Annotated in this window: 23 protein-coding genes; 13 read left to right on the plus strand and 10 right to left on the minus strand. The window is 69.1% G+C overall.

The window, feature by feature from the left end:
• Positions 1-309 precede the first annotated feature (309 nt).
• The 3 genes from H5V44_RS17245 to H5V44_RS17255 are packed head-to-tail and all read left to right on the plus strand — an operon-like array spanning position 310 to position 1,639.
• Positions 310-621 carry a hypothetical protein gene (locus tag H5V44_RS17245; protein ID WP_221625612.1) on the plus strand — a complete coding sequence of 104 codons (312 nt, stop codon included), beginning with the start codon at positions 310-312 and terminating at the stop codon, positions 619-621.
• The gene (locus H5V44_RS18105) at positions 519-1,031 is read left to right on the plus strand and encodes an AMP-binding protein (protein ID WP_394354510.1); all 513 of its coding nucleotides are present in this window, start codon (positions 519-521) and stop codon (positions 1,029-1,031) included. The genes H5V44_RS17245 and H5V44_RS18105 overlap by 103 nt, the downstream gene beginning before the upstream one ends.
• Positions 959-1,639 (plus strand): class I adenylate-forming enzyme family protein, encoded by a 681-nt coding sequence (locus tag H5V44_RS17255; RefSeq protein WP_221625614.1) that lies wholly within the window; start codon positions 959-961, stop codon positions 1,637-1,639. The genes H5V44_RS18105 and H5V44_RS17255 overlap by 73 nt, the downstream gene beginning before the upstream one ends.
• Before the next feature lie 9 nt (positions 1,640-1,648).
• Here the strand turns inward: H5V44_RS17255 and H5V44_RS07110 are convergent, their stop codons facing one another.
• Positions 1,649-2,791 (minus strand): pyridoxal-phosphate-dependent aminotransferase family protein, encoded by a 1,143-nt coding sequence (locus H5V44_RS07110; RefSeq protein WP_185192411.1) that lies wholly within the window; start codon positions 2,789-2,791, stop codon positions 1,649-1,651.
• 751 nt (positions 2,792-3,542) lie between these two features.
• On the opposite strand from H5V44_RS07110, the gene H5V44_RS07115 reads away from it, so the two are divergent.
• On the plus strand, positions 3,543-3,932 hold the full coding sequence (locus H5V44_RS07115; RefSeq protein ID WP_221625615.1) for an NAD(P)-dependent oxidoreductase: 390 nt from the start codon (positions 3,543-3,545) through the stop codon (positions 3,930-3,932).
• 1,404 nt (positions 3,933-5,336) lie between these two features.
• Here the strand turns inward: H5V44_RS07115 and thsA are convergent.
• Positions 5,337-6,920 (minus strand): thermosome subunit alpha, encoded by a 1,584-nt coding sequence (gene thsA / locus H5V44_RS07120; RefSeq protein ID WP_221625616.1) that lies wholly within the window; start codon positions 6,918-6,920, stop codon positions 5,337-5,339.
• 312 nt (positions 6,921-7,232) lie between these two features.
• Between thsA and H5V44_RS07125 the strand changes: the two genes are divergently transcribed.
• Positions 7,233-8,102 (plus strand): hypothetical protein, encoded by an 870-nt coding sequence (locus H5V44_RS07125; protein WP_185192413.1) that lies wholly within the window; start codon positions 7,233-7,235, stop codon positions 8,100-8,102.
• A gap of 74 nt (positions 8,103-8,176) precedes the next feature.
• On the opposite strand, the gene H5V44_RS07130 is transcribed toward H5V44_RS07125, so the two are convergent.
• Positions 8,177-8,929, minus strand: coding sequence for an MBL fold metallo-hydrolase (locus tag H5V44_RS07130; protein ID WP_185192414.1), 753 nt, complete (start codon positions 8,927-8,929; stop codon positions 8,177-8,179).
• A gap of 276 nt (positions 8,930-9,205) precedes the next feature.
• Here H5V44_RS07130 and H5V44_RS07135 point away from each other — a divergent pair, with 276 nt between their 5' ends.
• Positions 9,206-9,841: a methyltransferase domain-containing protein gene (locus H5V44_RS07135; RefSeq protein ID WP_185192415.1), complete on the plus strand. Its 636-nt coding sequence runs from the start codon at positions 9,206-9,208 to the stop codon at positions 9,839-9,841.
• 34 nt (positions 9,842-9,875) lie between these two features.
• Here the strand turns inward: H5V44_RS07135 and H5V44_RS07140 are convergent, their stop codons facing one another.
• Entirely contained in the window at positions 9,876-10,316 is a 441-nt protein-coding gene (locus H5V44_RS07140; protein ID WP_185192416.1) for a universal stress protein, read from the minus strand.
• A 132-nt stretch (positions 10,317-10,448) separates the two neighbouring features.
• On the minus strand, positions 10,449-10,820 hold the full coding sequence (locus H5V44_RS07145) for a hypothetical protein (RefSeq protein ID WP_185192417.1): 372 nt from the start codon (positions 10,818-10,820) through the stop codon (positions 10,449-10,451).
• 104 nt (positions 10,821-10,924) lie between these two features.
• Between H5V44_RS07145 and H5V44_RS07150 the strand changes: the two genes are divergently transcribed.
• The 4 genes from H5V44_RS07150 (at position 10,925) to H5V44_RS07165 (ending at position 15,302) form a co-directional block, all read left to right on the plus strand.
• Positions 10,925-11,248, plus strand: a complete 324-nt coding sequence (locus tag H5V44_RS07150; RefSeq protein WP_185192418.1) for an ASCH domain-containing protein — start codon at positions 10,925-10,927, stop codon at positions 11,246-11,248.
• Positions 11,249-11,447: 199 nt separating this feature from the next.
• A complete protein-coding gene (locus H5V44_RS07155) occupies positions 11,448-12,383 on the plus strand; it encodes a ribokinase (RefSeq protein WP_185192419.1) in 936 nt (311 codons plus the stop codon).
• A 60-nt stretch (positions 12,384-12,443) separates the two neighbouring features.
• Positions 12,444-13,424, plus strand: coding sequence for a nucleoside hydrolase (locus H5V44_RS07160; protein ID WP_185192420.1), 981 nt, complete (start codon positions 12,444-12,446; stop codon positions 13,422-13,424).
• A gap of 93 nt (positions 13,425-13,517) precedes the next feature.
• Positions 13,518-15,302: a PAS domain S-box protein gene (locus tag H5V44_RS07165; RefSeq protein WP_185192421.1), complete on the plus strand. Its 1,785-nt coding sequence runs from the start codon at positions 13,518-13,520 to the stop codon at positions 15,300-15,302.
• A gap of 40 nt (positions 15,303-15,342) precedes the next feature.
• On the opposite strand, the gene H5V44_RS07170 is transcribed toward H5V44_RS07165, so the two are convergent.
• From H5V44_RS07170 to H5V44_RS07180, 3 genes are all read right to left on the minus strand, one after another.
• Complete coding sequence (locus H5V44_RS07170; RefSeq protein ID WP_185192422.1) at positions 15,343-16,830, minus strand: MATE family efflux transporter; 1,488 nt, start codon at positions 16,828-16,830, stop codon at positions 15,343-15,345.
• Positions 16,831-17,070: 240 nt separating this feature from the next.
• The gene (locus H5V44_RS07175) at positions 17,071-17,700 is read right to left on the minus strand and encodes an METTL5 family protein (protein WP_185192423.1); all 630 of its coding nucleotides are present in this window, start codon (positions 17,698-17,700) and stop codon (positions 17,071-17,073) included.
• A 108-nt stretch (positions 17,701-17,808) separates the two neighbouring features.
• Entirely contained in the window at positions 17,809-18,780 is a 972-nt protein-coding gene (locus tag H5V44_RS07180; protein ID WP_343067696.1) for a lamin tail domain-containing protein, read from the minus strand.
• A 63-nt stretch (positions 18,781-18,843) separates the two neighbouring features.
• Here H5V44_RS07180 and H5V44_RS07185 point away from each other — a divergent pair, with 63 nt between their 5' ends.
• Positions 18,844-19,797: a transcription initiation factor IIB gene (locus tag H5V44_RS07185; RefSeq protein ID WP_185192425.1), complete on the plus strand. Its 954-nt coding sequence runs from the start codon at positions 18,844-18,846 to the stop codon at positions 19,795-19,797.
• 13 nt (positions 19,798-19,810) lie between these two features.
• Here H5V44_RS07185 and H5V44_RS07190 read toward each other — a convergent pair whose 3' ends face one another.
• On the minus strand, positions 19,811-21,535 hold the full coding sequence (locus tag H5V44_RS07190; RefSeq protein ID WP_185192426.1) for a flippase activity-associated protein Agl23: 1,725 nt from the start codon (positions 21,533-21,535) through the stop codon (positions 19,811-19,813).
• Between the two features lie 110 nt (positions 21,536-21,645).
• Here H5V44_RS07190 and H5V44_RS07195 point away from each other — a divergent pair, with 110 nt between their 5' ends.
• Together H5V44_RS07195 and H5V44_RS07200 are read left to right on the plus strand one after the other, a co-directional pair.
• A complete protein-coding gene (locus tag H5V44_RS07195; RefSeq protein WP_185192427.1) occupies positions 21,646-22,101 on the plus strand; it encodes a universal stress protein in 456 nt (151 codons plus the stop codon).
• Positions 22,102-22,161: 60 nt separating this feature from the next.
• A complete protein-coding gene (locus H5V44_RS07200) occupies positions 22,162-22,491 on the plus strand; it encodes a 2Fe-2S iron-sulfur cluster-binding protein (protein WP_185192428.1) in 330 nt (109 codons plus the stop codon).
• Between the two features lie 26 nt (positions 22,492-22,517).
• Here H5V44_RS07200 and H5V44_RS07205 read toward each other — a convergent pair whose 3' ends face one another.
• On the minus strand, positions 22,518-23,741 hold the full coding sequence (locus H5V44_RS07205) for an MBL fold metallo-hydrolase (protein WP_185192429.1): 1,224 nt from the start codon (positions 23,739-23,741) through the stop codon (positions 22,518-22,520).
• Positions 23,742-23,865 lie beyond the last annotated feature (124 nt).

A 23,865-nucleotide genomic window follows, 5' to 3' on the forward strand; every position in this document is an offset into this window, starting at 1 on the left:
CGAACCGCTGCAGGCGAACGACGCTCCACCCCGCAGTTCTCCGCCCCTGGTTGCGTCGGTCGTAGACCTCTCTAAGGATAATCCAGGCGGTCGTGCAACGGTTCCGTATGCATCAGCGCTCTACCGTCGGGGTACCGGCAGTCACGAACCTCTCCCGGATCGCCGCCGAGAACAACCCGGAAAGGTCGCGTTCGGCAACGGCGTCGACGCTGAGACGGCGACGTGAGCGGAGTTCGACGAGCGGAGCAGCCGAGCGGGGCGCACGGCTTCGGAGAGTCCTCGCACAGGGGGACCGGATCGCGCTGCTCTGTGAGGACTCCCTCGAACACGCGGTCCTCCGGAACGGCGGGCTGTATCGTCTCGAAGCCCCACATCCGAGCGTCCCCGAACACGCCCGGACACTGCATCGACCCGCTCCGGCCGAAGGTGCTCGTCGTCGACGAATCGACCGCCGAGATGTACGAGGAGCGTCTGAAAGACGAGATCGACACCGACCTCGACGCCGTCGTTACCACGGGATCGCCGCAACAGGGCTACGAGGCGGGGTACGACTCGTTCCTGGCCAACCGGCCGACGAAAGAGCCGGATGTGCGGTTCGGGAAGACGACACGCCGGTCGTGATGTGGACCTCGGGGACGACCGGCGAGCCGAAGGGGTGGTGCCACACGAACCGCGGGCTCTACTTCCGGGCGAACACGCTGGTGCCCTCTACGAACTCCACCGCTCGGCGCGGCAGCCGCACGTGTTCACGCCCCCCTTCGCGGCGTGGTACTCGGTCGTGCTCCCTGCGCTCCTTTCGGGGGCGACCACCTTCTTCCGGAGCACGTGGGACCCGGGGCGTACCTCCGGATGATCGACGAACTCGACCTCGCCACCGCACTCCCGGTGCCGACGATGTGGCGCGGCGTCCCGAACGTCGATTCCTTCGACGAGTACGACCCGAGTTCGCTCGGGGTCGGTGCCGTCCGCGGGTGAGGGCCTGGACGCGACGGCGTTGCGTCGGCTCCGGGAGAACGTCCGTGAGGTGGTGAAAAACTCCTACGCCGCGACGGTGATGCAGAACGCCCAACTCACCGCCGAGAACGTCGAGAGCGTCGGCAAGCCCGTCCCGGGCGTTCAGGTCCGGATCGTCGACCGGAACGGCGGCTCCGAGGGCGCCAAGCCGCCGGGCGAGGCCGGCGAGATCGCGGTCCGGGCGCCGGACTGTCCGGTGTGGGCGAAGAAGCGGACCGACAAGACCGGAGAGATGTTCGAGGACGGGTGGTGGTACTACGGCGACCTCGGCTACACGGACGAGTCGGGGTTCGCCTCCCTCCAGGGACGGACGGATCTGATGATCATATCGAAGTGGATCAAAATCTACCCCTCGCCGGTCGAGGAGGTCTTCAACGCCCACCCCGACCTCAACAAGTCGGCGATCGTCGGCGTCGACGACGAGTACGGCGAGAAGGTGACCGCGGACGTCCACTCGCCGAACCCCGACCTGACCGCCGGGGAGTTAGACCAGTGGTGTCTCGACAGCGACGAGACCGCGCGGATGGAGCGCCCCCGGGAGTACCGCTTCGTCGACGAGTCGCTCCCCCGGACCTCTACCGGAGCGCTCGATCGGCTGGGTGCGAAAAACGAGGATCCCCAATAACGTGTCGCCTTACGGCTCGTAACCCTGCATCGCGAGGGCGTCCTCCAGGGCGGAGAGAACGAGTCGGACGTTCTGCGGCCGCGCAGAGTAGCCCATACAGCCGATCCGAAGGATCTCACCCTCCAGGTCGCCGAGGCCGCTCGCGATCTCAAGGTTGTACTGCTCTTGGACCTCCGCGAGCAGGCGTGTGTCGTCGATGCCGTCGGGGATCCGAACCGCGTTCAGAGAGGGCAGCCAGAACTCGTCGTCGGGGTTCAGTTCGAGACCCAGCTCCTCGACGCCCTCCTTGAGCCGGGTGGCCATCTCGCGGTGGCGCCCCCACCGCGCCTCCAGTCCCTCCTCGGCGACCAGCTGGAGCGCCTCCCGTAGCGCGTAGACGTTCGTGATCGGCGCGGTGTGGTGGTACGACCGGTCCTCGCCCCAGTAGCCCTCCAGGAGGGAGAGATCCAGATACCACGACCGAACGTCGGTGTCGCGGCCGAGAACCTTCTCCATCGTCCGGTCGTTGACGGTGAGCGGGCTCGCGCCCGGCGGACACGACAGGCACTTCTGGCCGCCCGAGTACGCGACGTCGACGTCCCACTCGTCGACGCGGAGTTCGACGCCGCCCAGCGACGTCACGGTGTCTGCGATGACGTACGCGTCGTGTTCGTGGGCGATACTCGTGAGCTCCGGCACCTGCGGCTGCACCACGCCGGTGCTCGTCTCGGCGTGGACGAACCCGAACACCTCGGGGTCGTGTCGGTCGAACGCCGCGGCGACGTCGTCGGGGTCCAGCGGCTCCCCCCACGGGGCGTCCACGTGGACGACCTCGCCGCCCGCCCGCTGTGCCATCGACGCCATCCGGCCGCCGAAGTAGCCGTTCGTCGGCACGAGGACGGTGTCGCCGGGTTCGACGACGTTCGCGAACGCGGTCTCCATCGACGCCGACCCGGTCCCGCTCACCGGGATCGTCCAGCGGTTCTCGGTCTGGAACGTGTAGCGAAGGAGCTCCTGGACCTCGTTCATAATCTCGATGAACGACGCGTCGAGGTGGCCGATGAGCGGCGCGCTCATAATCCTGAGCACGCGCGGGTGGACCTCGCTCGGGCCGGGGCCCATCAGCGTCCGTTCCGGGGGATCGAGCGGTTCGGTATCCGGTGGCTGTAGCATACGAGAAGTACCGAACACCTGCGGACTAAAACCAACCGATCCACGTCGGCGCGGAACCCACCCTCGCGAGGGGGTCGGAACTCGAAAGCCGCCGCAGCCGGGAAAACATTCATATAATAACTGTCCGGCCGACCGCGGTACTGTTTAGTTAAGAGTGACATCGACGAGAGCGGAGGAGTGTAAACTGCGGAAGCCCCCGCGCTCTCGACTCGATGGCTTCGCTGTGGTCCTCGGCGCTCGCTTCGCTCGCGCCTGTGGTCCTTGCTTCAGCCGTCTTCGTCGAGAGCGCGGCCCCTTCCATTCCCGCCCGAGGATGGTTTTCCTGCCAGCTATCGCTTAACTAAACACGACCCCGACCGCCTACCGAACTATCAAGTGGAGAACACGACACCGATAGGATGGAAACTCGGTACGAGTGGACGAGCGTGGTCTTTCAGCGACAGTATGAAGTAGGCCGTCGAGGCGGCGGGCAGTCCGGTAGAACTCACCCCGCGACTTCGGCGTCGGACGGTTCACCAAGGTCACCGACGAGATCACGAACTGGACCGGGGAACGGCGCTCCCGGCGGAGGACCTGTGCCTTCGCGGACCAGGCGTACCATATGACCGATCACTACGTTGTGACCCGACGCACCGGAGTTCCACGCGGACTTCGCCGTCAACGACTTCGACGACGCCGAACCCGGGGCGGCGAAACAGCTCGTCGTGGCCAACCCGAACGGGATGTTCCCCGGCGACGCGATCCCGAGACGTTGCTGGCCGACAGCGACGTCGTGATCCTCACGCCGGAGCTTACCGACGAGACCAGGGGGTTGATCGGCGCGTCCGAACTCGAGACGATGCGGTCGTCGGCGATCCTCGTGAACGTCTCCCGCGGCCCGGTGGTCGACGAGGCGGCGCTGATCGACGCCCTGCGCGATGACCGCATCCCCGGTGCGGGCCTCGATGTCTTCGCCGAGGAACCGCTCGGCGGGGACTCGCCGCTCTCGGACCTCGACACCCTCGTCCCGACGCCGCACATCGCCGCGATGACCGCCGAAAGTCGCGCGGACACCACCGACCAGCTCGTCGAGGACGTGCTCCGACTGGTCGACGATCGGCCGATCATAGACCGGTACGTCGTCGTCGACGGTGAGTCCTGACACCACTACCGTGGGCCGTCCGGTCCCCTCCCGCGCCCGCTCCCGGCAATGCTTCCCCCGTACGGTAGCCGCTTGTGGCGAAAACATATGATCACATTCCGTCCGGTATCGCCGTAACTCACGGGAAGAGCCCCTACCATCGATCGAGTTGTTTAAAAATAACGATCGTACACGCATTATATTGAGCGTGCTGAACCGGACTAACACGCCTTGTTCCAGTGTTGGAGCGGACCTGTGACGACGGAGCCCGTTCGTTCGTTCAAAAGTTACCGTCCGGGATATTCAGGCGGTTCTGGTTCGTCGGTGATGCGATACTCCGACCGTATCGGGCCCCTCGCTCGGGGACCCGGTGGCGGGGAGTACGACACCGCCGGCGTTGCTGATCGCGCCGGCAAAGTCGTTGGCCCTCGATTCGGATCGATAATTATCGATGGATAACGGCCTCGCTCACTCCGATCCGCCGGTCCGGCATCGGCCGTCGGGCCCGGCTCGCTCGGTATCGCCGTGCCGACGGGTCGTATCCGCGACGAGGAGTACCGGGGGACGCTGCTGCAGATCCTCCGGGAGCTGGTGAACACTGTCGCGATCAACTACCGGTAGGGGAACTGACGCGACCGATCACGAGCAGCCGACGCGGTCGCCACGCTTATCGGTCGGCTAACGCCCGCCGCACGCCGTCGGGGATCGACTGGGGCTCGTTCTCCGGTTTCGACGCGGTAATATGCTGTTTTCACGCCCTGAACCGAACGTTCCCCGCGGCGTCCGTCGCGGTGAACTCCAGCCTCGAGCTCCTGTCGCCCGTGTCGGGGTCGATGGAGGTGGTGAAAACGTCGCCGATCTTCGGGGTCGCTCGAAGCCCGTGTGCATCGACACGATCGGGAAGTGGATCCCGTAGTCGTCGGGGACGTCCCCGCGCGCAGACGTTCGTCGTAAAGCCACACAGCAGCAACGTGTCGACGCCCTCCGCCCGGGGAACGCGTCCGCGACGAGCGTGATACCGCCGCTCTCGACCGGGGTCTCTACCTCGCGCTCGACGACGACGTCGTACTCCCGCGCCGAGATTTCCCGGCCGACTCCCGTCCTGTTGGGGATTCCGCCGCCCGACGCATGGGGTACACCACCGCAATAACTCTGATAAATATTCAGGTAGTTAACGATCTCCGGTGGACCTCACGACCGGGTCCGCGTCAGCCTGGCGTGGCCGTACGTCCGGAGGCTCGAAGCCAAATATAAAATAAAGAACCGATTTGGATATTAATCAAGAAAAATAGATGTGAAATTGGGATTCAGATGGATAACGAAGATCCGAGACGAAAATTGGACTGAGCCGTTTCGAGGATATATACATATCAGATCACCTATCTTACTGCCGGGATCCACTGACGACCCGGCGGGGCCGGCAGTTTAGTCGGCGCTGATGACGTCGTCGATCCGGAGGATCATCGTCGCCACCTCAACGGCGCTCCGGACCGACTCCCGCTTGACGGCCGCGGGGTCGAGCACCCCGTGTTCGACGGGATCCGCGACGGTGACGTCCCCGTCGATCACGAGCCCGGCCCGCCCCTCGCGGTTCGCTGCGCGGAGTTCGACGAGCGTGTCGATCGGGTCCTCCCCGGCGCTCCGGGCGAGGGCCCGTGGGACGGCGTCGAACGCCTCCGCGGCGGCCTCGACGGCCAGCTGTCGCCGCCCCTCGACTCCGGCGGCCGCCTCCCGAAGCCGTTCGGCGACAGCGACCTCGACCATCCCGCCGCCGGGGACGACCTCGCGGCGGTTGTACGCCGCCACCGCGACGTCGATCCCGTCGTTGACGGTCCGCTCGATCTCGTCGAGCGCGTGTTCGGTGCTCCCGCGCACTACCACCGTCGCCCGCGGCTCGCCGGCGCCGGCCTCGATACGGACGACGCTGTCGTCGCCGGCGGCCTCGACGGCGATAGCGCCCGCGCTACCCGGGTCGCCGGCTTCGACTTCGTCGGCACCCGGGACCTGCGAGGCGCCGGTCGCGGCCGCCACCGCGGCCGCGTCGCCGTCGACGTCCTCGAACGCGAGGATGCCCCGGGACGCGAGTGCGCTGGCCGTCCGGTCTGCGATGTCGCCGGTCACGAACGCCACGTCGACGCCCGCCGTCGCCAGCGACTCGGCGTAGCCGACGAGGGTCTCCTCCTCGGCGGCGACCGCGGTCGACAGCTGCTCGTCGGTGCTGATCGCGTATTCGGTGTCGACTCCGGGTTCGCGCTGCTCCAGATCGCCGTCGATAACCGCGACTGTGGCGTCGTCGACACGTTCGGGCATCCCGTCGCGTACCGGGTCGGCGTCAGCGAGGACACCGTCGACGACCTCCGTGGCACTGGCGCTCCGACCGGTTCGGGCCTCGACGGCGATGGCATCCCGGTCGGCCGTACCGTCGTCGTCGACCCGCTCGACGGCTTCGATGATCGTCCCGGCAAGGGCGTCCACGGCGACACTGCCGGTCCCTTTGCCCGTCATCGCGGACTCGACAGCCTGCTGCAGCGACTCCTCGCCGAACTCGTCGTCGTCGAGTATGCAGTCGTCGATCGCGTCGGCGGCGATCCGCTCGACCTCCCAGTAGCCTTCGACGATCGTCCGCGGGTGGAGGTCCTGATCGAGGAACTCCTCGGCCGCCGAGAGTAGCTCGCCCGTCAGGATCGCGGCCGTGGTGGTCCCGTCACCCAGCGCCGCCTCCTGCTCGTCGGCGACGTCGACGAGCATCTGCGCTGCGGGGTGTTCGATGTCCATCTCCGAGAGGATGGTCGCCCCGTCGTTCGTGATCACCACGTCGCCGGAATCCGAGACCAGCATCTTGTCCATTCCCTGGGGGCCGAGCGTGGTCCGAACGGCCTCCGCGATGGCCTTTCCGGCCGCGATGTTCGCCTGTTGGGCGTCGCGACCGGCGGTCCGCTCGCTGTCCTCGTCCAGGATGAACACCGGTGCTCCGGATCGCTGTCGCTGACCAGGGTTCGATTCCGACATAGTGCATATGGCTGTCTGTCCGCGATGCAAAATATACGTTACGTTGACCGACGGACCCCGGCCGGATTGCGAACAGCCGACACGTTCTCGCCCCCGCGCCGACGTGCCGGACTATCGTCGCGTTTGTAAGTCCCCTCCCGATCGATCGCACGACTGTGCAATCGACTGAGAACTCAGTTACAAACGCGACGATACCGCTGCCCGGCGCGGGGCAAATCGTCACCGCATACGGCGGGTGGTTCCGGTTTCGTATATACCCCCTCGACTGCCGTGGACGGAACGCACTTACCCTCACGCTCGAAGCATCGGGCGATGAGTGACGCGCTGCTCTCGGCGGGGATCGATCGGTGTCGCGAGGCTGGGACGACGGTTTCGCGGTCGACGGACGCCACGGAGCCCCCTGCGATCGCGACCCCGCCGGCGGCCGCCGGGGGCCCGCCGGACGGAGGTGGGGCGTCCACCACGCCGCCGGACCGCACGACCGACCCGCCGACGCCGGGGGAGTTGCTGGCCGCGGGCCGGCCCGTCGCGGTCGAACCGCTCCCGGACTCCGATCCGACGGTCACCCTCTCGCGGCTCTGGAACAACCGCACCAACGGGCGGGCGACGCTTTTCGTCGTCCCGACCGAGGGAGTCGCCGCGGCGGTCGAACGGCTGCTATCCCCGCCGGTCGGCGTCCGCGAGGCCGACGACGACGGGCGACGATTCTACGCCGGTCCCGACCGGATCCGTCTCGAAGAGGGCGGGTACGCGGCGGTCCCCACCGGCCCCGAACTGGAGTGGCGGGAGACGCGGACGCCGCCCGAGCCGACGGGCATCCGATCCGTCGAGGCCGACGAAGGGGGTTCTCCGTCCGATGCGCTCCCCGCGCCGGCGGCCAAGGAGTCGGAAGACCAGGCGCCGTGGCTGGAACTCCGCGCGGACGGGACCGTCCTCGCCAGGCTGGCGGGCGTCGACGAACTGGCGTGCCCGCCACGGGCCCGGTTCCCGTACACGTATCACCGCGACCGCGACAAACAGATCCGGGTGTGTGACTTCGCCGGTCGTCCCGTCCAGCGATACCCCGGGATCGCGGCGATGCGCCGCGGCGGGTTCCGCCCGGTTCCGGCCCCCCTCGTCCCGGAGCGGCTGTTCGACGGCCCCACGGCGGGGTGGTGGGCGGTGCTGTCGGGTGGCGAGTGACCGCGTTCGGATGGATAGCTGTTCCGCAATCGCACGGGAACGGATCAGTCACGGGGAAACGGCGCACGCGACAGTCAGGACTCGTCAAGCACCACCGGGATGCCGCGAGCAGCCACCGCTCCGGCCACGGCCCGGGAGTCGGCTTCGAGCGCGTCGAAGGTGTTGTAGTGGACCGGACAGACGAGGTCGGGGGACATCTCGGCGGCCAACTCGACGACGGCCTCACCGCCCATCGAGAACGTGTCGTCGATTGACGGCAGAAACAGGGACACGTCGAGGTTCGCGTGCACAGGCAGTACGTCGGAGTCACCGGGGTAGAGGACGCGGGTGCCGTCGACGGAGAGCACGTAGCCGCAGCCGAACCCCTCGGGGTGGACCGGCGCACCGTCGGAGCCGGTGTGCGGGCCGTCAGGTCGGTTGTAGGCCGGGACTGTCCGGAAGCCGACGTCCCCGACCGCGCCGCGTTCGTCCGCGCCGACGGTCCGGACGTCGTAGGGCAACGCCTCGGGTCGGGTGTCGGCCCGTCGCGTATCGTTCACGTCGATGGCCTCGAACGCGACGACGGTGGCGTCCTCGGCGGCCACCCGTTCGATCCCGTCGGGATCGTAGTGGTGCAGATGCGTGACGAACACGGCGTCGGCGTCCTCGGGACGGTAGTCGCGCGCCGGCGGATGGGCGCCGCGAGCCGCGTCGCTGGGCGGCGTCCACTCGTCGGAGAGGACGCCGTACCGCCCCGGATCGACGTAGGCGACGGCGTCCTCGCTTTCGATTCGTATCGTGGCGTACCCCAGCCACTCGACCGCGAGGCCGTCGTGGGAGACTGTCATCCGCCCGAAGTAGGGACGCGGGGAACATAAGACTCGGTGCGAACCGCGCCAGCAGTCCGTGGGGGGCGGTGGCCGGGTCAGTCGTGACTGCTCTCCGACCGACCTCACCGTACAAACCGTCGCGTGAACTGATACTGTTGGCTATAACTACGCGAAGATTTTCGACACCCCGGGGTGTCGAAATCCGTCACGAGACTATAGCCGACAGTATGAAAACCGGGACATCCACGGACCGGGGCCGGTCCGTTCTTCAGGGTTGGGCCCGTACGATCCTACGTGAACGCCCCGTTATCACCGGCGGATCGAACCAAACTCGACTCCGGGTCCGACGCCGCGTTCTACGACCACCCGCGGTTCGTGACGCACGCCGACGACGGGTTCATCGAGCGTCTCTCCGACCTGTATGACTCGTTTCTCGCCGACGGCGACCGGGTCTTCGACGCGATGAGTAGCTGGGTGTCCCACCTCCCGCCGCGGGCGTACGCCCGGGTCGTCGGACACGGACTCAACGGGGCCGAACTCGACGCCAACGGGGCTCTCGACGAGTGGTTCGTCCGGGATCTCAACGCCGAACAGGCACTCCCGCTGGCCGACGACGCGTTCGACGCCGTCCTGTGTGCGCTCTCGGTCCAGTATCTCCAGTATCCGGGGGCGACCTTCGCCGAGTTCGAGCGCGTGCTCGCACCCGACGGCGTCGCGGTCGTGAGCTTCACGAACCGGATGTTCCCGACGAAGGCGATCCGCGCGTGGCGGAGCGCCGGGATGGACGAACGCGTCGAGTTGGTGTCGTCGTACTGTGCGGCCGGCGGACTCGCCGTCGCCGACGTCGTCCGCGACCGCCCGGAGACGGATCCGTTCGCGGCCGTGATCGCCCGGCACGAGTCGGCAGAGACCGGGGCGCCGGGGAACTGACCGCCTCCACCGCTGCGAGGGCCAAGACCCCCCGCTACTCCCCGGACTCGTCCCGTGGCAACGCGATCACCGGCCGGTCCGCCTCCGTCACCAGCCGCAGCGACCGGTCGCCGGAGAGGAACTGCACTAGCCTGTTGCCGCCCCGGGGGCGGTACGCGACCGCGGTCGCCCCGACCTCCTCGCCCGCCGCGAGGATCGCGTCGACGACGTCGCGGCCGTACGCGGTGTGGTCCTCGGCGCCGGGGAAGAACGCCCGGACGGCGGCGTAGGCTTCCTCGGCGAGTTCCTCGGACTGCTCCACCGGCGTCTTGTCGGGGGTGCCGCCGCCCTTCTCGACGACGTGGAGTGCGGTCACGCGGCCCGGATCGTACGGCTCCAGGGCGGCCGCGGTGGTCCGTGCGTCCTCCTCGGTCGCCACCGGGAGCAGGACGTGTCCCAGTAGGTCGCGGTCGGCGTCCGCGTCGTCGTTGGTCATACCGGACGTTTCCCGGCCTCGTATAAAGAACTGGCTGGCGTCGCGGTCCCGGTCGTGGGTCGGGAGGGGACGGCAGCGCGCTCCGAAGGCCTCGGCATCGCCGTGGCCACATCGTCGGCTCCGCCGCCAGTCTCAGGCGAGACGGGCGAGCGGGTTCCGCCCCGCGACGAGAACGACACCCACCAGCCCGACGTACGCCACCAGTCCCCAGGCGACGGCGGCGACGACCCGGGCGGCTCCGGTCGACGCCGCGAGCCACCCGGCGACGAGGACGCCGAGTGCACTCCCGATCCGGACCGACCGCCGGTTCCAGAGGCGTCGCGTCAACTCCGGGTTCCGCAGCAACAGTATCTCGATCCCCACCATCCCAACACAGCCGACACCGACGAGGAGCGGATCGGCGAACGCGCGCCGATCGACGCCCGCAAAACCGGCGCCGAGCAGCAGCGCGCCACACGTCGCCGCCGCGAGGAGCCCGTCCCGGGCGAGTTGCCGGCGGTCCATCGCGTCGTACTCGCGGCCCGACGGTCTTATGTGACCCGCTGGAGCGTCTGCCGAGCCCACCTCGCCCCCACAGGGGTTTTGAGAAGCCCAGCCCTACGCGTGGTATGTCCGAGATCGACGCCGACGACGTCCTGCCGAACGACCGCGTCCAGCAGGCCGTTTCCGATGGGGAGATCACGCAGTTGACCCGCGGCGCGACCACACGGTACGCAAGCGAGGGCGATACCTTCGAGATCGACGGCGACACCTTCGCGGTGACGAGCGTCGACCGCCGCACGCTCGGCGAATTCACCGACGCCGACGCCCGACGCGAGGGCTCGGAGTCGCTCGCGGCGTACAAACGGCGGATGCAACGGGTCCATCCGGGCGACTTCACGTGGGACGACAGCGACGAGGTGCTGACCTACCGGTTCGAGCGGGTCGAGTGAGCGGCAGTCTCGTCACCCTCGCCTGCGGTCGCGGCGTCGCGCCCGTGGGCTCCCCCGGACTCGGTCGTTTTATCCGTCCGGCCGGCAAGCGTCGTGACGATGACGACAGCCGAGTCCGGCGGGCGGAGTGGGCACACAGCGTCGAACGCGGGTTCCCCGGGGACTCCCGGCGGGTCCGATACCGAGGTCACGGGGACGGATGACGACTGACTCCGATACGGAGCCGTGCGTGGCCGTCGTGGGGTCGTACAACCACGACCTCTCGATGGCGGTGGAGTCGCTGCCGGCGCCCGGCGAGACCGTCCTCGGCGGCGAGTTCACCGAGGGCACCGGCGGCAAGGGGTCGAACCAGGCGGTCGCCGCCGCCCGCCTCGGGGCGGCGACGTCGTTCGTGGGTTGTCTCGGCGAGGACCGGTTCGGCGACGCCGCCGTCGACCTGTGGGACGAGGAGGGGGTGTCGGCGGCGGGGGTCCGGCGGACCGACGAGACCCACACGGGGGTCGCGTTCATCATCGTCGGCGACGACGGGGAGAACGTCATCTCGGTCGCCCAGGGGGCGAACGCCCACCTCTCGGGGGCGGACGTGCGGGCGGCGGCCGCGGAGATCCGGTCGGCCGACGTGCTGCTGTGTCAGCTTGAGACCGAACTCGACCCGGTGATCGCGGCCGCGGAGGTCGCCGCCGACGCCGGGACCGAAGTGATCCTCAACCCGGCGCCGGCCCGGGAGCTGCCCGAATCGCTGCTCTCGAACGTCGACATCATCACCCCCAACCGCGGGGAGGGCTGCATCCTCGCGGGCCACGAGCCCGGCGCCGACCTCACGCCGTCGGAACTGCTCTCCGCGCTGACGGGGCTGGGCGTCCCGCGGACGGTGCTCACCCTCGGTCCCGACGGCGCACTCGTCGACGACAGCGGTACTCGGACAGCGGTCGACGCGATCGACGTGGAGGTCGTCGACACCACCGGCGGCGGCGACGCGTTCAACGCCGGGCTCGCGGTCGCGCGGGCGGAAGGCCGGGATCTCGCGGACGCGGTCCGGTTCGGGTGCGTCTGCGGCGGGCTCGCCTGCACCGACTTCGAGGTCGTGCTGGCGCTCCCGGACAGATCCGCGGTCGACGCCCGCATCGGGGAGTGATCGCGCGTTCCCCGGCTGTCGTCCGGTAGCTATTTGCGCGGCCTTCGAGCAAAGTCGGGTATGAGCGAGAGGCCGACGCCGGCCGACGGCGGGGCGCGACGTGTCATCGTCGACACCGACACCGCGGGCGACGACAGCCAGGCGTTGCTGCTGGCGGCGCTTTCGGACCGGATCGACCTCGATGGGGTCACGATCTGCGCCGGCAACGTCGAGTTCGACTATCAGGTCGAGAACGCGAAGTACACCCTCGACCTCGCCGGGGTTGCCGACGACGTCACCGTCTACGAGGGGGCACGCGACCCCCTGCTGAAGGACTACGAGTACGCCGATTACGTCCACGGCGAGGGCGGGATGGGCGGGTCGCTGTTTCCCGACACCGGGATCGCCTCCGGCGACCGATTCGCTCCGGACTACATCGTCGACGCCGCCCGAGCACACCCCGGCGAGATCACCCTGGTCTGTATCGCACCGCTGACGAACGTCGCCTTGGCGCTCCGGAAGGAGCCCGAGTTGAACGACCTGCTGGATTCGGTGTGGGTGATGGGCGGGAACGTCAACTGCCTCGGCAACGTCACGCCCGCCGCGGAGTACAACTTCTGGGTCGACCCCGACGCGGCGAAGATGGTGCTGAACGAACTCGACGTGACCCTCCTCGATTGGGGGCTCACGATCAGGGACACCGTCTTCGACGCCGACACGCTCGCACGGATCGAGGCGATCGACACGCGATACGCCGACTTCTACACCGAGATCTCGACGCAGGTTCGGGCGTACAACCGGGAGTCCTTCGGCGAGGACCGGACGACACAGCCCGACTCGGCCGTGGTCGCCGGGCTGATCGACCCCGAACTGATCGAGGCCTCGGCCACCTACCACGTCGACGTCGACGAGCGGGAGGGGCTGACCCGCGGGTACTCCGCGGTCGACGAGAACGGGGTCGGCGACGGCGACCCCCGAACCGAGGTGGTCGAGTCGCTCGACGGCGAGGGCTTCCGGGCGATGGTCGTCCGGATGCTGGCGGACGGCAATCCGGATCCCTGAGGCGCGTCCCGCCGGGATTCCGCCGGGACGGCCCCTCCTGCTGATCGCCTGCGGGAGTTACTTATAGGACTGTGGGTGTTGTAGAACCGTCCAATGACCGCGACCGCCGGGATCGACGTCCTCCACGTCGACGACGAGCCCGATTTCGCCGACCTCACGGCCGAGTTCCTGGAGGAGATCGACGGGAGGATCGCAGTCCACACGGAAACGCACCCCGAGGACGGCCTCGACTTCCTCGCCGAACGCGACATCGACTGTGTGGTCTCGGATCACGATATGCCGGGGCGGGACGGCATCGAGTTCCTCGGGGCCGTCCGCGAGCGGTATCCCGACCTCCCCTTCGTCCTCTACACCGGCAAGGGGTCGGAGACGGTCGCCAGCGAGGCGATCTCGGCAGGCGTCACCGACTACCTTCAGAAAGGGACCGGCACCGACCAGTACGACCTCCTGGCCAACCGGATCCGGAACGCGGTGACGGCGCGGCGGGCGGAAGCCGACGCCGAAAAGCGCCGCCACCGGCTCGAACAGATCCTCAAGACCGTCCCCTCGTGTGTGGTCCAACTCGACCACGAAGGGGAGTTCGTCTTCGCCAACGACCGGGCCGTCGAAGTGCTCGGGCTGTCGGAGTCGGACCTGACCGACCGGGCGTACAACGATCCCGAGTGGGACATCACCGATCCGGACGGCGATCCGATCCCGGAGCCGGAGCTCCCGTTCCGGCGTGTCCGGGACACGGGCGAGCCGCTCTACGGCTTCCGCCACACGATCGAGTGGCCCGACGGGACGCGGAAGATCCTCTCGGTCAACGGCGCGCCGCTGTTCGACGCCGACGGGAACGTCGACAGCGTCGTCTTCTCGCTGTCGGACATCACCGACCGGCGGAAGCGGAAGGCGGCGCTCGAACGGGCCCGCGCCGAGTACGAACAGTTCATCGACGCGATGAACGACGCCGCGTACGTGATCGACGCCGACGGTGCCTTTCTGGAGGTCAACGAGGCAGCGAGCGACACCACCGGCTACTCCCGGTCGGAACTGCTCTCGATGGGGATCCAGGACATCGACCCGACCATCGAGGATGCGGACGCCGCGCGGCTCGACACCGACGAGTACGACGACGGGATGCGGGTCTTCGAGACCGTCCACGAGACGACGGACGGCGAGCGGATCCCCGTCGAGATCAGCTCATCGATCGTGTCGTACCGCGGCGAGACCGCCGAGCTGAGCATCGTCCGGGACATCTCCGACCGGAAACGCCGCGAACGCAGGCTGGAGGAGTTCGCGAGCGTGGTCAGCCACGACCTCCGGAACCCGCTGAACGTGGCGCGGGGCAGCGTAAACCTCGCGAGGGCGGACTGTCCGAGCGACCACCTCGACAGGGCCGCTCGGGCCCACGACCGGATGGAGACGTTGATCGACGACCTGCTCACGCTGGCGCGCCAGGGCGACGCCGTCGCCGACCCGGAACCGATCGACCTCCGGAGCCTCGTCGGAAGCTGTTGGGAGCACGTCGCGACCGGGGACGCGACGCTGCGAGTCGCCGACAACGGAACAGTCAGGGCGGACACGGGACGGCTCCGACAGCTGTTCGAGAACCTGTTCCGTAACTCGGTGGAGCACGGCTCCGACTCGGTCACGGTCACTGTCGGCGCCCTCCCCGACGGCCGCGGGTTCTACGTCGCCGACGACGGGCCGGGCGTCCCCGCCGACGACCGGGAGGCGGTGTTCGAGCCGGGCCACTCGACCGCCGCGGAGGGGACCGGCTTCGGGCTGAACATCGTCACCAGGATCGCCGAGGACCACGGCTGGGAGGTGGGGCTGACCGACGGGGCCGACGGCGGCGCCCGCTTCGAGGTCACCGGCGTCGAGTTCGAGGACTGAACGGGCGATTTCGGGCCCAACGGCCCCGCCGGCCGCATCTTCAGTTGTCCGCGGGTGGGACTCCCGGGTCCGGTTCGGGATCGTCGTCCGTCCCCTGGCTGCGGGTCACGTCGTCGGTCAGGTTGCCGTCGCGCCAGGAGCCGCTCTCGAACCAGACCGCCGCCACCACCGCGGCGATGATCCCCGAGGCCGCAAAGCCCAGCCAGATCCCCTCAGGCGTCGGGCTCTTAAAGATCCAGACGTCCAGCGGCACGAGCCCCTGGGAGGCGACGTACGCGATCGGCAGGCGGATGAACCCGAACAGCACGACCGCGATGGTGGCCGCGGTGAGGGTCTTCCCCGCGCCGCGGAACCCGCCGCTGTACGCCCGGAGCACCCCGACGAACCCGAACGTCGGCGCGATCCACCGAAGGAACGTCGCGCCCTCCCGGACCACCGACGGGGTGTCGTCGAACACGCGGATGATGTCGGGCGCGAAGACGAAGGTGAGCACGCCGAGCCCGGCGAGGATCAGGAACGACGCCTTGGCGGCAAAGCGGTTCGTCTTCGAGACGCGGTCGAGCTTTCCGGCGCCGATGTTCTGGCCCGTCATCGTCTCGACCCCGCGGTCGATGGCGATTGCGGGCATAAAGATCATCGAGAACACCCGGATCCCGACGCCGAATCCGGCGACCACGGGCGTCGCAAACAGCGTCACGATGAGCAACACCGCGTTGACGGAGATGGCGCGGCCGGTGTTCTCCAGCGACGCGGGCGCGCCGATCCGGAGCAGCTTCCGGATGTACGTCGGGTCGGGCCACATCTCCCGCGGGTTGATCCGGATGCCGTGGGCGCCGCGGAGCATCAGCCAGACGCCGACCACCATCGCCGATCCCCGGGAGAAGACGGTGGCGACTGCGGCGCCCTCCACGCCCATCCGCGGGAACGGCCCCCACCCGAAGATGAGCACCGGATCCAGCGCCACGTTCAGCACGACCGTTCCCAGCATCACGACCATCGGCGTCACCGTGTCGCCCGCCCCGCGCATCAGCGCGATGAAGACGGTGAACCCGAACAGGAACGGCAGCCCGGCGGCGATGATCCGCATATACTCCGTCGCCAGGGTGAGCACCAGCGGTTCGGCGCCGAACACCTGCAGCAACTCGTCGATGAACACGAAGCCGACGCCGCCGACGACGAGGCCGGCGAGGACGGTGAACACGACGGTCTGGGAGGCTGCGTACTCGGCCTCCCCGGGCTGTTCGGCGCCGGTGTGCTGTGCGACGAGGACGCTCCCGGCCACCGTCAGCCCCAGCCCCAGGGAGATGAACAGGTACACGAGCGGGAACCCCAGGCTGATCGCCGCCAGCGCCTCGGTGCTGAACCGCCCCAGCCAGAAGGTGTCCGCCAGGTTGTACGCCACCTGGAGCATATTGGTGACGATGATCGGCAGGGAGAGGTAGAACAGCGACCGCGGGATCGACCCGCCGGTCAGGTCCAGTTCCTCCTGGCCTTTGAACACGCTTCCGAGCCGGTCGCGAACGCTCATCCGTCGGCCTCGGACGCGGGCGCACGGACCGGTTCGCGGGCGGGTCGACGGTCGAGGGGCTGTCGGCGCGTTGCGGGTTCGGGCCGCAACCGCGGCCGTTCGGATGGAGGGCTACGGATCCGTGGGACCCGGGGTGTTGTCGCCGGACTCACTACCTTGAGTTGGGGTCGGACCGTGATAAATGACTCCGTCCCGCCCCGACAGCGTCCGGTGACCGGACGGGTCCCTGACGGTCATAGGTTACGCTCCGCTCCACTCGATCCGGTAGACCTCCGCGTCGATCGCTTCGGTGTCTTCGTCGTGGAACGCGAACTGGCGGTCGAGGTCGAGCGTCGCCCGGTACGCGTGGGTCACAGCCCCCCCGTTGTCGGCAGCGAACGCCTCGACGAACGCCTCGGAGTCGGCGTTGTGGACCGAGTAGGACACCTCCGCGATCCGCGCGGCGGTCGCCAGAAACCCCCGGTCGGCGTGTTCGTTCCCGTTCCGGGCGCCGAACGGCGGGTTCATCACCACGGTCGTCGGCGCCGACGGACACAGCGGCGGGTCGGTGGCGTCGGCACAGACCCACCCGATCGGCGTTTTCGTCCCGACCCGGCGCCGGTTCGCCGCCGCCGTCGTCAGCACCGACCGGTCGATGTCGACGCCGACGACCCCGTGGGGGCCACGGAGGGCGGCGCCCAGCGCCAACATCCCGGTGCCGGTTCCGAGGTCGACCACGAGCCGGTCCTCGATGTCGCCGTTCAGGTCGGCGGCGTGGACGACGTGGGCGGCCAACCCCGGCGGCGTCGGGTACTGTTCGAGGTCCGCCCGCGGGTCGTCGAACCCCGCGACGACCGCCAACTGGGTTTCGAGCCCGGATCGCGTCGCCATCAGAACCACCCGCCGACTGCCGTCGGCAAGCGGCACGCGGAGCGCCGTCGCATCGGCTGAGCATCCCCGCGCGGGGATCAAAAACCTTCCCGACCGGCCGGGACCCAGTCAGTACGGGAGCCGGATCACCGTCGAGCCAGTGGCGTTGCGGACGGTCACCACGTCGCCGTCGTTGTTCCAGACCGCGCCGGAGCGTCCCCAGTAGTAGGTCCTTGCGGTGTCCGTCCCGGATCCCGTCCGGAGCGTCACCTCGGCGCCGGGGTCGACGACGGTCCCGTCGGGGAACGTGTAGCTGTGGCCGCCGTCGTCCGCGACCGTCCACCCGGAGACGTCGAGCGGGTCGCTCCCGTCGTTTCGGAACGTCACGGATTCCTCGTCGAGGTTGTCGTTGTCGTTGCCGGGGGCGTCGTAGTTGATCTCGATGACTTCGAGCGCCGTCTCGCCGACAGTCCCGTCCGCATTCCCCCCGTCGGCGTCCACACACGACCACAGTCCCCGGCGGTCCGCCCTGGCCGCCTCGGCCGTCCGTTCGTAGCGTTCACGTTCGGTAAACGTCGTGTCGTACACCCGGGCGTGGCCCTCCCGGAGGAGCGCGTGGTTGAACGACTCGCCGTCGACGAAGACGTACGCCAGCAGCCGGCCGTAGTAGCCGCGCTGCTCGGACTGCGGGTCGAACACCAGCGTGACCGACTCGCCGGCGAGGCGGTCGACGGCGTACGCCGAAGCGTCCGCGCCGGCGCGGCGGAGGCACCGCTCGCCAGCCTGGGTGGTCGGCACCCCGGTGTACTCCGCGGGGTCGTTCGACGAGCGGACCTCGGGGCTGTCCACCCCGAGCAACCGCACCGTGTCCTGCGTTCCGTTGTCGTACGCGATATCGATCGTATCGCCGTCGACGACGTCGATCACGGTGACCTCGACGCCGTCATCCGTGCCCGCTGGCCCGTCCGTCCGGGTCGGGTCCGCGGGACCGACGCCTGGCACCCCCGAGAGACACCCGGCGGAGACGACGAGCAGAAGGAGAACGGCCACGTGGCCCCGACGGGGCAGGCCGCCGGGGAGGCGACGCGCTGGGGGCGACACGGTGCGTTCGTATTGCCATTCCATCACAAAGGTTTAAATTCACCCTTCACCACAAACCTTATAATGGAACGCTCGCGTCGCCAGCGCCAGCGGGAGCAGGAAACCGAACGGACGGACGAGGAAGCGGTCGTCTGTCCGGAGTGTGAGTCCGAGGAGATCGTCACCGACGCCGACCAGGGTGAACTGGTCTGTGACGACTGCGGGCTCGTCCTCGACGAACGGCAGATCGACCGCGGCCCGGAGTGGCGGGCGTTCAACCACTCCGAGCGACAGTCGAAGTCCCGCGTTGGCGCGCCGATCACCGAGACGATGCACGACCGCGGGCTGACGACGACGATCGACTGGAAGGACAAAGACGCCTACGGCCGGTCGCTCTCCTCGGAGAAGCGCTCGCAGATGCACCGGCTCCGGAAGTGGCAAGAGCGGATCCGGACGAAGGACGCGGGCGAACGCAACCTCCAGTTCGCGCTCTCGGAGATCGACCGGATGGCCTCGGCGCTGGGGGTCCCCCGGTCGGTCCGGGAGGTCGCGTCGGTGATCTACCGCCGCGCGCTCAACGAGGACCTCATCCGCGGCCGCTCCATCGAGGGCGTTGCCACCTCCGCGCTCTATGCGGCGTGTCGCCAGGAGGGCATCCCCCGCTCGCTGGACGAGGTCGCGGAAGTCTCCCGGGTCCCCCAGAAGGAGATCGGCCGGACCTACCGGTACATCTCCCAGGAGTTGGGCCTGGAGCTGAAGCCCGTCGACCCGAAGCAGTTCGTGCCCCGCTTCGCCTCGGCGCTTGAGCTCTCCGAGGAGGTCCAGTCGAAGGCGACCGAGATCATCGACGTCTCCGCCGAGCAGGGGCTGCTCTCCGGGAAGTCGCCGACGGGCTTCGCGGCGGCGGCGATCTACGCGGCGTCGCTTCTGTGTAACGAGAAGAAGACCCAACGCGAGGTCGCCGACGTGGCTCAGGTCACCGAAGTCACCATCCGGAACCGGTATCAAGAACAGATCGAAGCGATGGGCTTCCGGTGACGCCGCGGCCGTTCTATCCCCCGTCAGCACGCTCCCCGACGAAGACGACCACCTCGCGGTTCCACAGCCCCAGCCGGTAGGTCGTCGGCTCGTAGCTTTCGCCCAACTGCGCCGCCAGCGATCCGCGGTGGGTCGGTTCCGCAATCACCACCGGCGGGGCCGTGTCGTTCCCGTACCGTGCCCCGAACGTGGACGCGTTTTCGGTGCTCGTCGCGTCAGCGCCTGCAGACGCCACGTACCACGGCAACGGCAGCCGGTTCCCCCACGCGTCGCCCACGGGCGGGGTCTCCGTCGTCGCCGCCGCGGGAACGTGGTACGACGACCCCACGTACACCACCTCGGCGGTCGCGGGATCCCGGTCGGCGGCCGCTCGCGCCGCGGCCTCGATCGGTTCGAGGTCGTCGGCGGGCTGGGCGAACTGCGCCAACTCGGTGGTTCGATCGGGCGGCGTGTAGACGTCGGCCCCGACCGCCGCGGTCCCCGCGCCGACAGCGCACACGAGGAGCAGCACCGCGACCGCCGTTCCGGCGTCGCCCCCGGCACCGCCTCCGGCTGCCCCGGCGGTTGTCGCCGCTGACGCCCCCCGCCGCAGGAGGCCGACGAGGCCGACGGCTGCAGGCAGCGACAGCGGGACGACGACGTGAACAAGCGTCCAGGGCGCCGAAATCTCCGCGATTGTCGGGAAGACCACCATCGCCAGAACGCCCCAGTAGCCGACACCCTCCACCAGCGGCCGGCGGTGTATGGCGTATCGCGCGTGGAGCGTGGTCCCGACGCCGAGAACCGTCACCGGGAGCGCGAGCGCAACCAACAACCCGCCGGCGTCGCCGAGGTACGGGAGGATCGCGTGGGTTCCGTCGGGGAACCGATGCACGATGCGGACCCCAACGAACCGCCGGACGGCGCCGACGGTACCCTCGTAGACCGCGAGGTGGATCGTCGCGGGGTCGTCGAGTCCCACCCCAGGGCCGGAGCCCGAACGGGGGGCGAACAGGACCGCCGTCACCGCCGTCGCGAGGAGTCCGGCTCGGGCCGCGGGCGTCGCCGTGCCGGCGAGTCGATCCCGGAGCGCCGCGAGGTGTGTGCGCGCCCCGGCACCGCCGTCGCTCGCGACGCTCCGCTGGTCGACGACCAGGAGCCACGCGCCGAGCCACGAGAGGAGGTAGCCGGCGACGAACCCCGACGCCGCGGCCGCAAGCGGCAGCGCGACCGCCACGGCGTAGGCGTCACGACGGCTCCGCCGATCCCACGCCCGGACGGCGAACCCGACGGCCGCAAGCCCGAAACACGCAAGCGGGACGTCGCCGCGAAGAAACCGCGAGTAGTAGAGAACCACGGGCTGAACCGCGAGAACGACCGACACGGCGACCGTTTCCGCGTCGTCGAGGCGGTCACGGAACAGCAGCGCAGCGAGCGGGAGCGCAGCGCTCACGACCGCGACCGGGAGCCGGGCGACCCGTTCGGAGACGCCCAGCGCGGCGAAGGCGACCCGATCGAGGTGATAGAGCAGCGGCCCGCCGGCGACGGGGCGATACCGGAACGCCCCGGTTTCGAGGTATTGGAGCGCCCAGTAGCCGACCCGCGCCTCGTCCCAGTGAAACGGGCGCGTTCCGAGTCCGACGACGCGGAGCGCAAACCCGACAGCGGCGATGGCGACGACGGCCAGGACGACGCGGTCGCCGCGACCGCTTTCCCCCGGAGCGTCGTCGGTGTCGGAACCGTCGGACTCCCGCGACATACCGATCCGTCCCGACCGGGCAGGTAGAAGCCTTGTGATCCGTGCTGTCACCCGCGGACGGTTCGGGGTGGGGTTTCTAATCCGCCCCCGTCGTACCTTCACACGGAACGATGTACGACCGGGTGTTGGTTACGACCGACGGAAGCACCGCGAGCGAGGGGGCGATCGAGCACGCGATCGACCTCGCCGAACAGTACGGGGCGACGTTACACGCGCTGTACGTCGTTGATTCGGCGGCGTACGCCTCCCTGGAGATGGCGGCCGACGTCGTCGCGGACGAACTCCGCTCTGAGGGTTCCGAGGTGGTGGGAGCGATCGCCGACCGGGCCGCAGACGCCGGCGTCACGACCGAGACCGCGATCGAGACCGGGGTGGTCCACCGGACGATCGTCGACTACGCCGACCGGGAGGGGATCGACCTGGTGGTGATGGGGACCCACGGCCGGACCGGCGTCGACCGGTTCCTCCTGGGGAGCGTCGCCGAGAAGGTCGTCCGGACCGCGGACGCGCCGGTGATGACGGTCCGATCGAACGCCGGTGCCGACGACGGCGACACCGCGGAGTGAGTCGGGCCCGGCCGGCCCGGTTCGCAAAGAGTTTTGACGCGATCCGCCGAACGGCGAGGTATGACCGAGTACGCCGTCGAGTTCGTCGGCACCGACGAAACCATTAGGGTCTCCGACAAGCAGACCATCCTCAAAGCCTGCATCGAGGAAGGGATCGCACAGGAGTACTCCTGTCGGGTGGGGATGTGCCTGGCGTGTTCCGCCGAGATCCTCGAGGGGGAGGTGGCCCAGCCGGCGGCCCGTGGGTTGACCGAGGAGGAAGCCGAGAACTTCGCGCTGACGTGTATGGCCCGGCCGCAGAGCGACCTTCGACTCCGGCGCGGCGTCTACCCGCCGAGCCTCGAACGCGACGCCGGCGTCGACGCCTCACAGGCCGCCGCGGACGACTGAGGGCGGCGGGTTTTCGGACAGCCGCGTTAGTCGGCGTCGACGGCCGTCGCCGCGCAGTTGTTCGGGCCGAGTTCCATCTCGAAGGCCTCCGCGTCGTCGACCCGTTCCCGTCCGAGGTTCGTCCCGATGATCCGCTGGTAGTTGTTCGGGCGCGGCGGCATCGCCGAGAGGACGTGATCGACGAACGCGTCGGAGTCCATCGAGAACGCGTTCAGCGATCCCCGGAGGTCACCGAGCGTGACGGCGTACGCACCCGACTCGTCGGCTGTCGTGGTCGCGTCGTAGTGGCCCGGCGCCACGCGAACGTCGTCGGGGAGTTCGGCGAACCGGTCGGTCAGCGTCCGGTGGAGCAGCGCGGCCAGTTCGGGGGCGCCCTCGACGCCTTCCTCCAGGTCGGGGCGTGCAACCGAGCGCAGAAAGAGGCTGTCGCCAGCGAGCAGGACGTCGGCCGCGGCGGTGCCGACACCGTCCCCGTTCGGATCGCTTCCGCCGACCGCGAACGCCGTCATCTCGCGAGTGTGGCCGGGGGCGTAGAGCGCGTGCAGCGTGGCCCCGCCGACCGTGAGCGCCCCGCCGTCGTCGACCAACCGCGCGTCGAACTCGAGCCCCCGGTCGACGGCGCCGGCGGGGAGGACCACCTCGGCGTCGGTTCGGTCGGCCACGGCGCGAACCCCGCTGACGTGATCGGCGTGGACGTGGGTGTCGACCGCGTAGGCGATGGTCGCATCGAGGTCGGCCGCGTCCGCGGCGTAGCGGTCGGCGAACGCCCGGAGCGGGTCGACGACTGCCGCCTCGCCGTCGTGTTCGACCAGGTAGCTCAGACACCCGCTGGAGGGCCGCTGGTACTGCCGGACGGTGGTCGGGCCGTCGGTCGGCACCGCGGCGGCGACGAGCAATTCGGCCCACGCGTCCATCCCGCCCGCCAGGTTCGCGGCGTCGACGCCCTCGGTCGTCAGGAGGTCCGCGACGTACGCGCTGGCCTTCCCCTCGCCGCAGACGACGACGATCGGTTCGGGGAGGTCCGGGGCCAGTTCTGCGACGGTGTCTTTGATCTCGGCCTGGACGAACTTTATATACGGAACCTGTCGGCTGGTGACGCCGGGGCCGTCGACGTGCCAGGCGTCGTACTCGTCGCGGTCCCGGACGTCCAGGATCGAGACGGGCTCGCCCGCCCGAATCCGGGTCGCCAGGGTCGCCGGCGAGAGGGTGTCGACCTCGCCCTCGGGCTCCGGGTAGTCGGAATCACTCATACCCGGGAGTAGGTCGTCGGACGGATTAAACAGCGGGGTGGGCGCTCGTTCGCCCCGGCTGCGCCACTCAGCTAGCTCAAGAGGGGCCTCGGAGCACCCCTCCGGATAGCTCGCCACCAACGCT

It is taken from the genome of Halobellus ruber (genome assembly GCF_014212355.1).
Classification (GTDB): domain Archaea; phylum Halobacteriota; class Halobacteria; order Halobacteriales; family Haloferacaceae; genus Haloquadratum; species Haloquadratum rubrum.

Coding starts and splice junctions, on each gene's coding strand:
- H5V44_RS07190 (WP_185192426.1), bottom strand. CDS start 21,535: ATGTCGCGGGAGTCCGACGGTTCCGACACCGACGACGCTCCGGGGGAA.
- H5V44_RS07125 (WP_185192413.1), top strand. CDS start 7,233: ATGAGTGACGCGCTGCTCTCGGCGGGGATCGATCGGTGTCGCGAGGCT.
- H5V44_RS07205 (WP_185192429.1), bottom strand. CDS start 23,741: ATGAGTGATTCCGACTACCCGGAGCCCGAGGGCGAGGTCGACACCCTC.
- H5V44_RS07195 (WP_185192427.1), top strand. CDS start 21,646: ATGTACGACCGGGTGTTGGTTACGACCGACGGAAGCACCGCGAGCGAG.
- H5V44_RS07200 (WP_185192428.1), top strand. CDS start 22,162: ATGACCGAGTACGCCGTCGAGTTCGTCGGCACCGACGAAACCATTAGG.
- H5V44_RS07110 (WP_185192411.1), bottom strand. CDS start 2,791: ATGCTACAGCCACCGGATACCGAACCGCTCGATCCCCCGGAACGGACG.
- H5V44_RS07155 (WP_185192419.1), top strand. CDS start 11,448: ATGACGACTGACTCCGATACGGAGCCGTGCGTGGCCGTCGTGGGGTCG.
- H5V44_RS07130 (WP_185192414.1), bottom strand. CDS start 8,929: ATGACAGTCTCCCACGACGGCCTCGCGGTCGAGTGGCTGGGGTACGCC.
- H5V44_RS07185 (WP_185192425.1), top strand. CDS start 18,844: ATGGAACGCTCGCGTCGCCAGCGCCAGCGGGAGCAGGAAACCGAACGG.
- thsA (WP_221625616.1), bottom strand. CDS start 6,920: ATGTCGGAATCGAACCCTGGTCAGCGACAGCGATCCGGAGCACCGGTG.
- H5V44_RS07150 (WP_185192418.1), top strand. CDS start 10,925: ATGTCCGAGATCGACGCCGACGACGTCCTGCCGAACGACCGCGTCCAG.
- H5V44_RS07170 (WP_185192422.1), bottom strand. CDS start 16,830: ATGAGCGTTCGCGACCGGCTCGGAAGCGTGTTCAAAGGCCAGGAGGAA.
- H5V44_RS07165 (WP_185192421.1), top strand. CDS start 13,518: ATGACCGCGACCGCCGGGATCGACGTCCTCCACGTCGACGACGAGCCC.
- H5V44_RS07140 (WP_185192416.1), bottom strand. CDS start 10,316: ATGACCAACGACGACGCGGACGCCGACCGCGACCTACTGGGACACGTC.
- H5V44_RS07175 (WP_185192423.1), bottom strand. CDS start 17,700: ATGGCGACGCGATCCGGGCTCGAAACCCAGTTGGCGGTCGTCGCGGGG.
- H5V44_RS07145 (WP_185192417.1), bottom strand. CDS start 10,820: ATGGACCGCCGGCAACTCGCCCGGGACGGGCTCCTCGCGGCGGCGACG.
- H5V44_RS07160 (WP_185192420.1), top strand. CDS start 12,444: ATGAGCGAGAGGCCGACGCCGGCCGACGGCGGGGCGCGACGTGTCATC.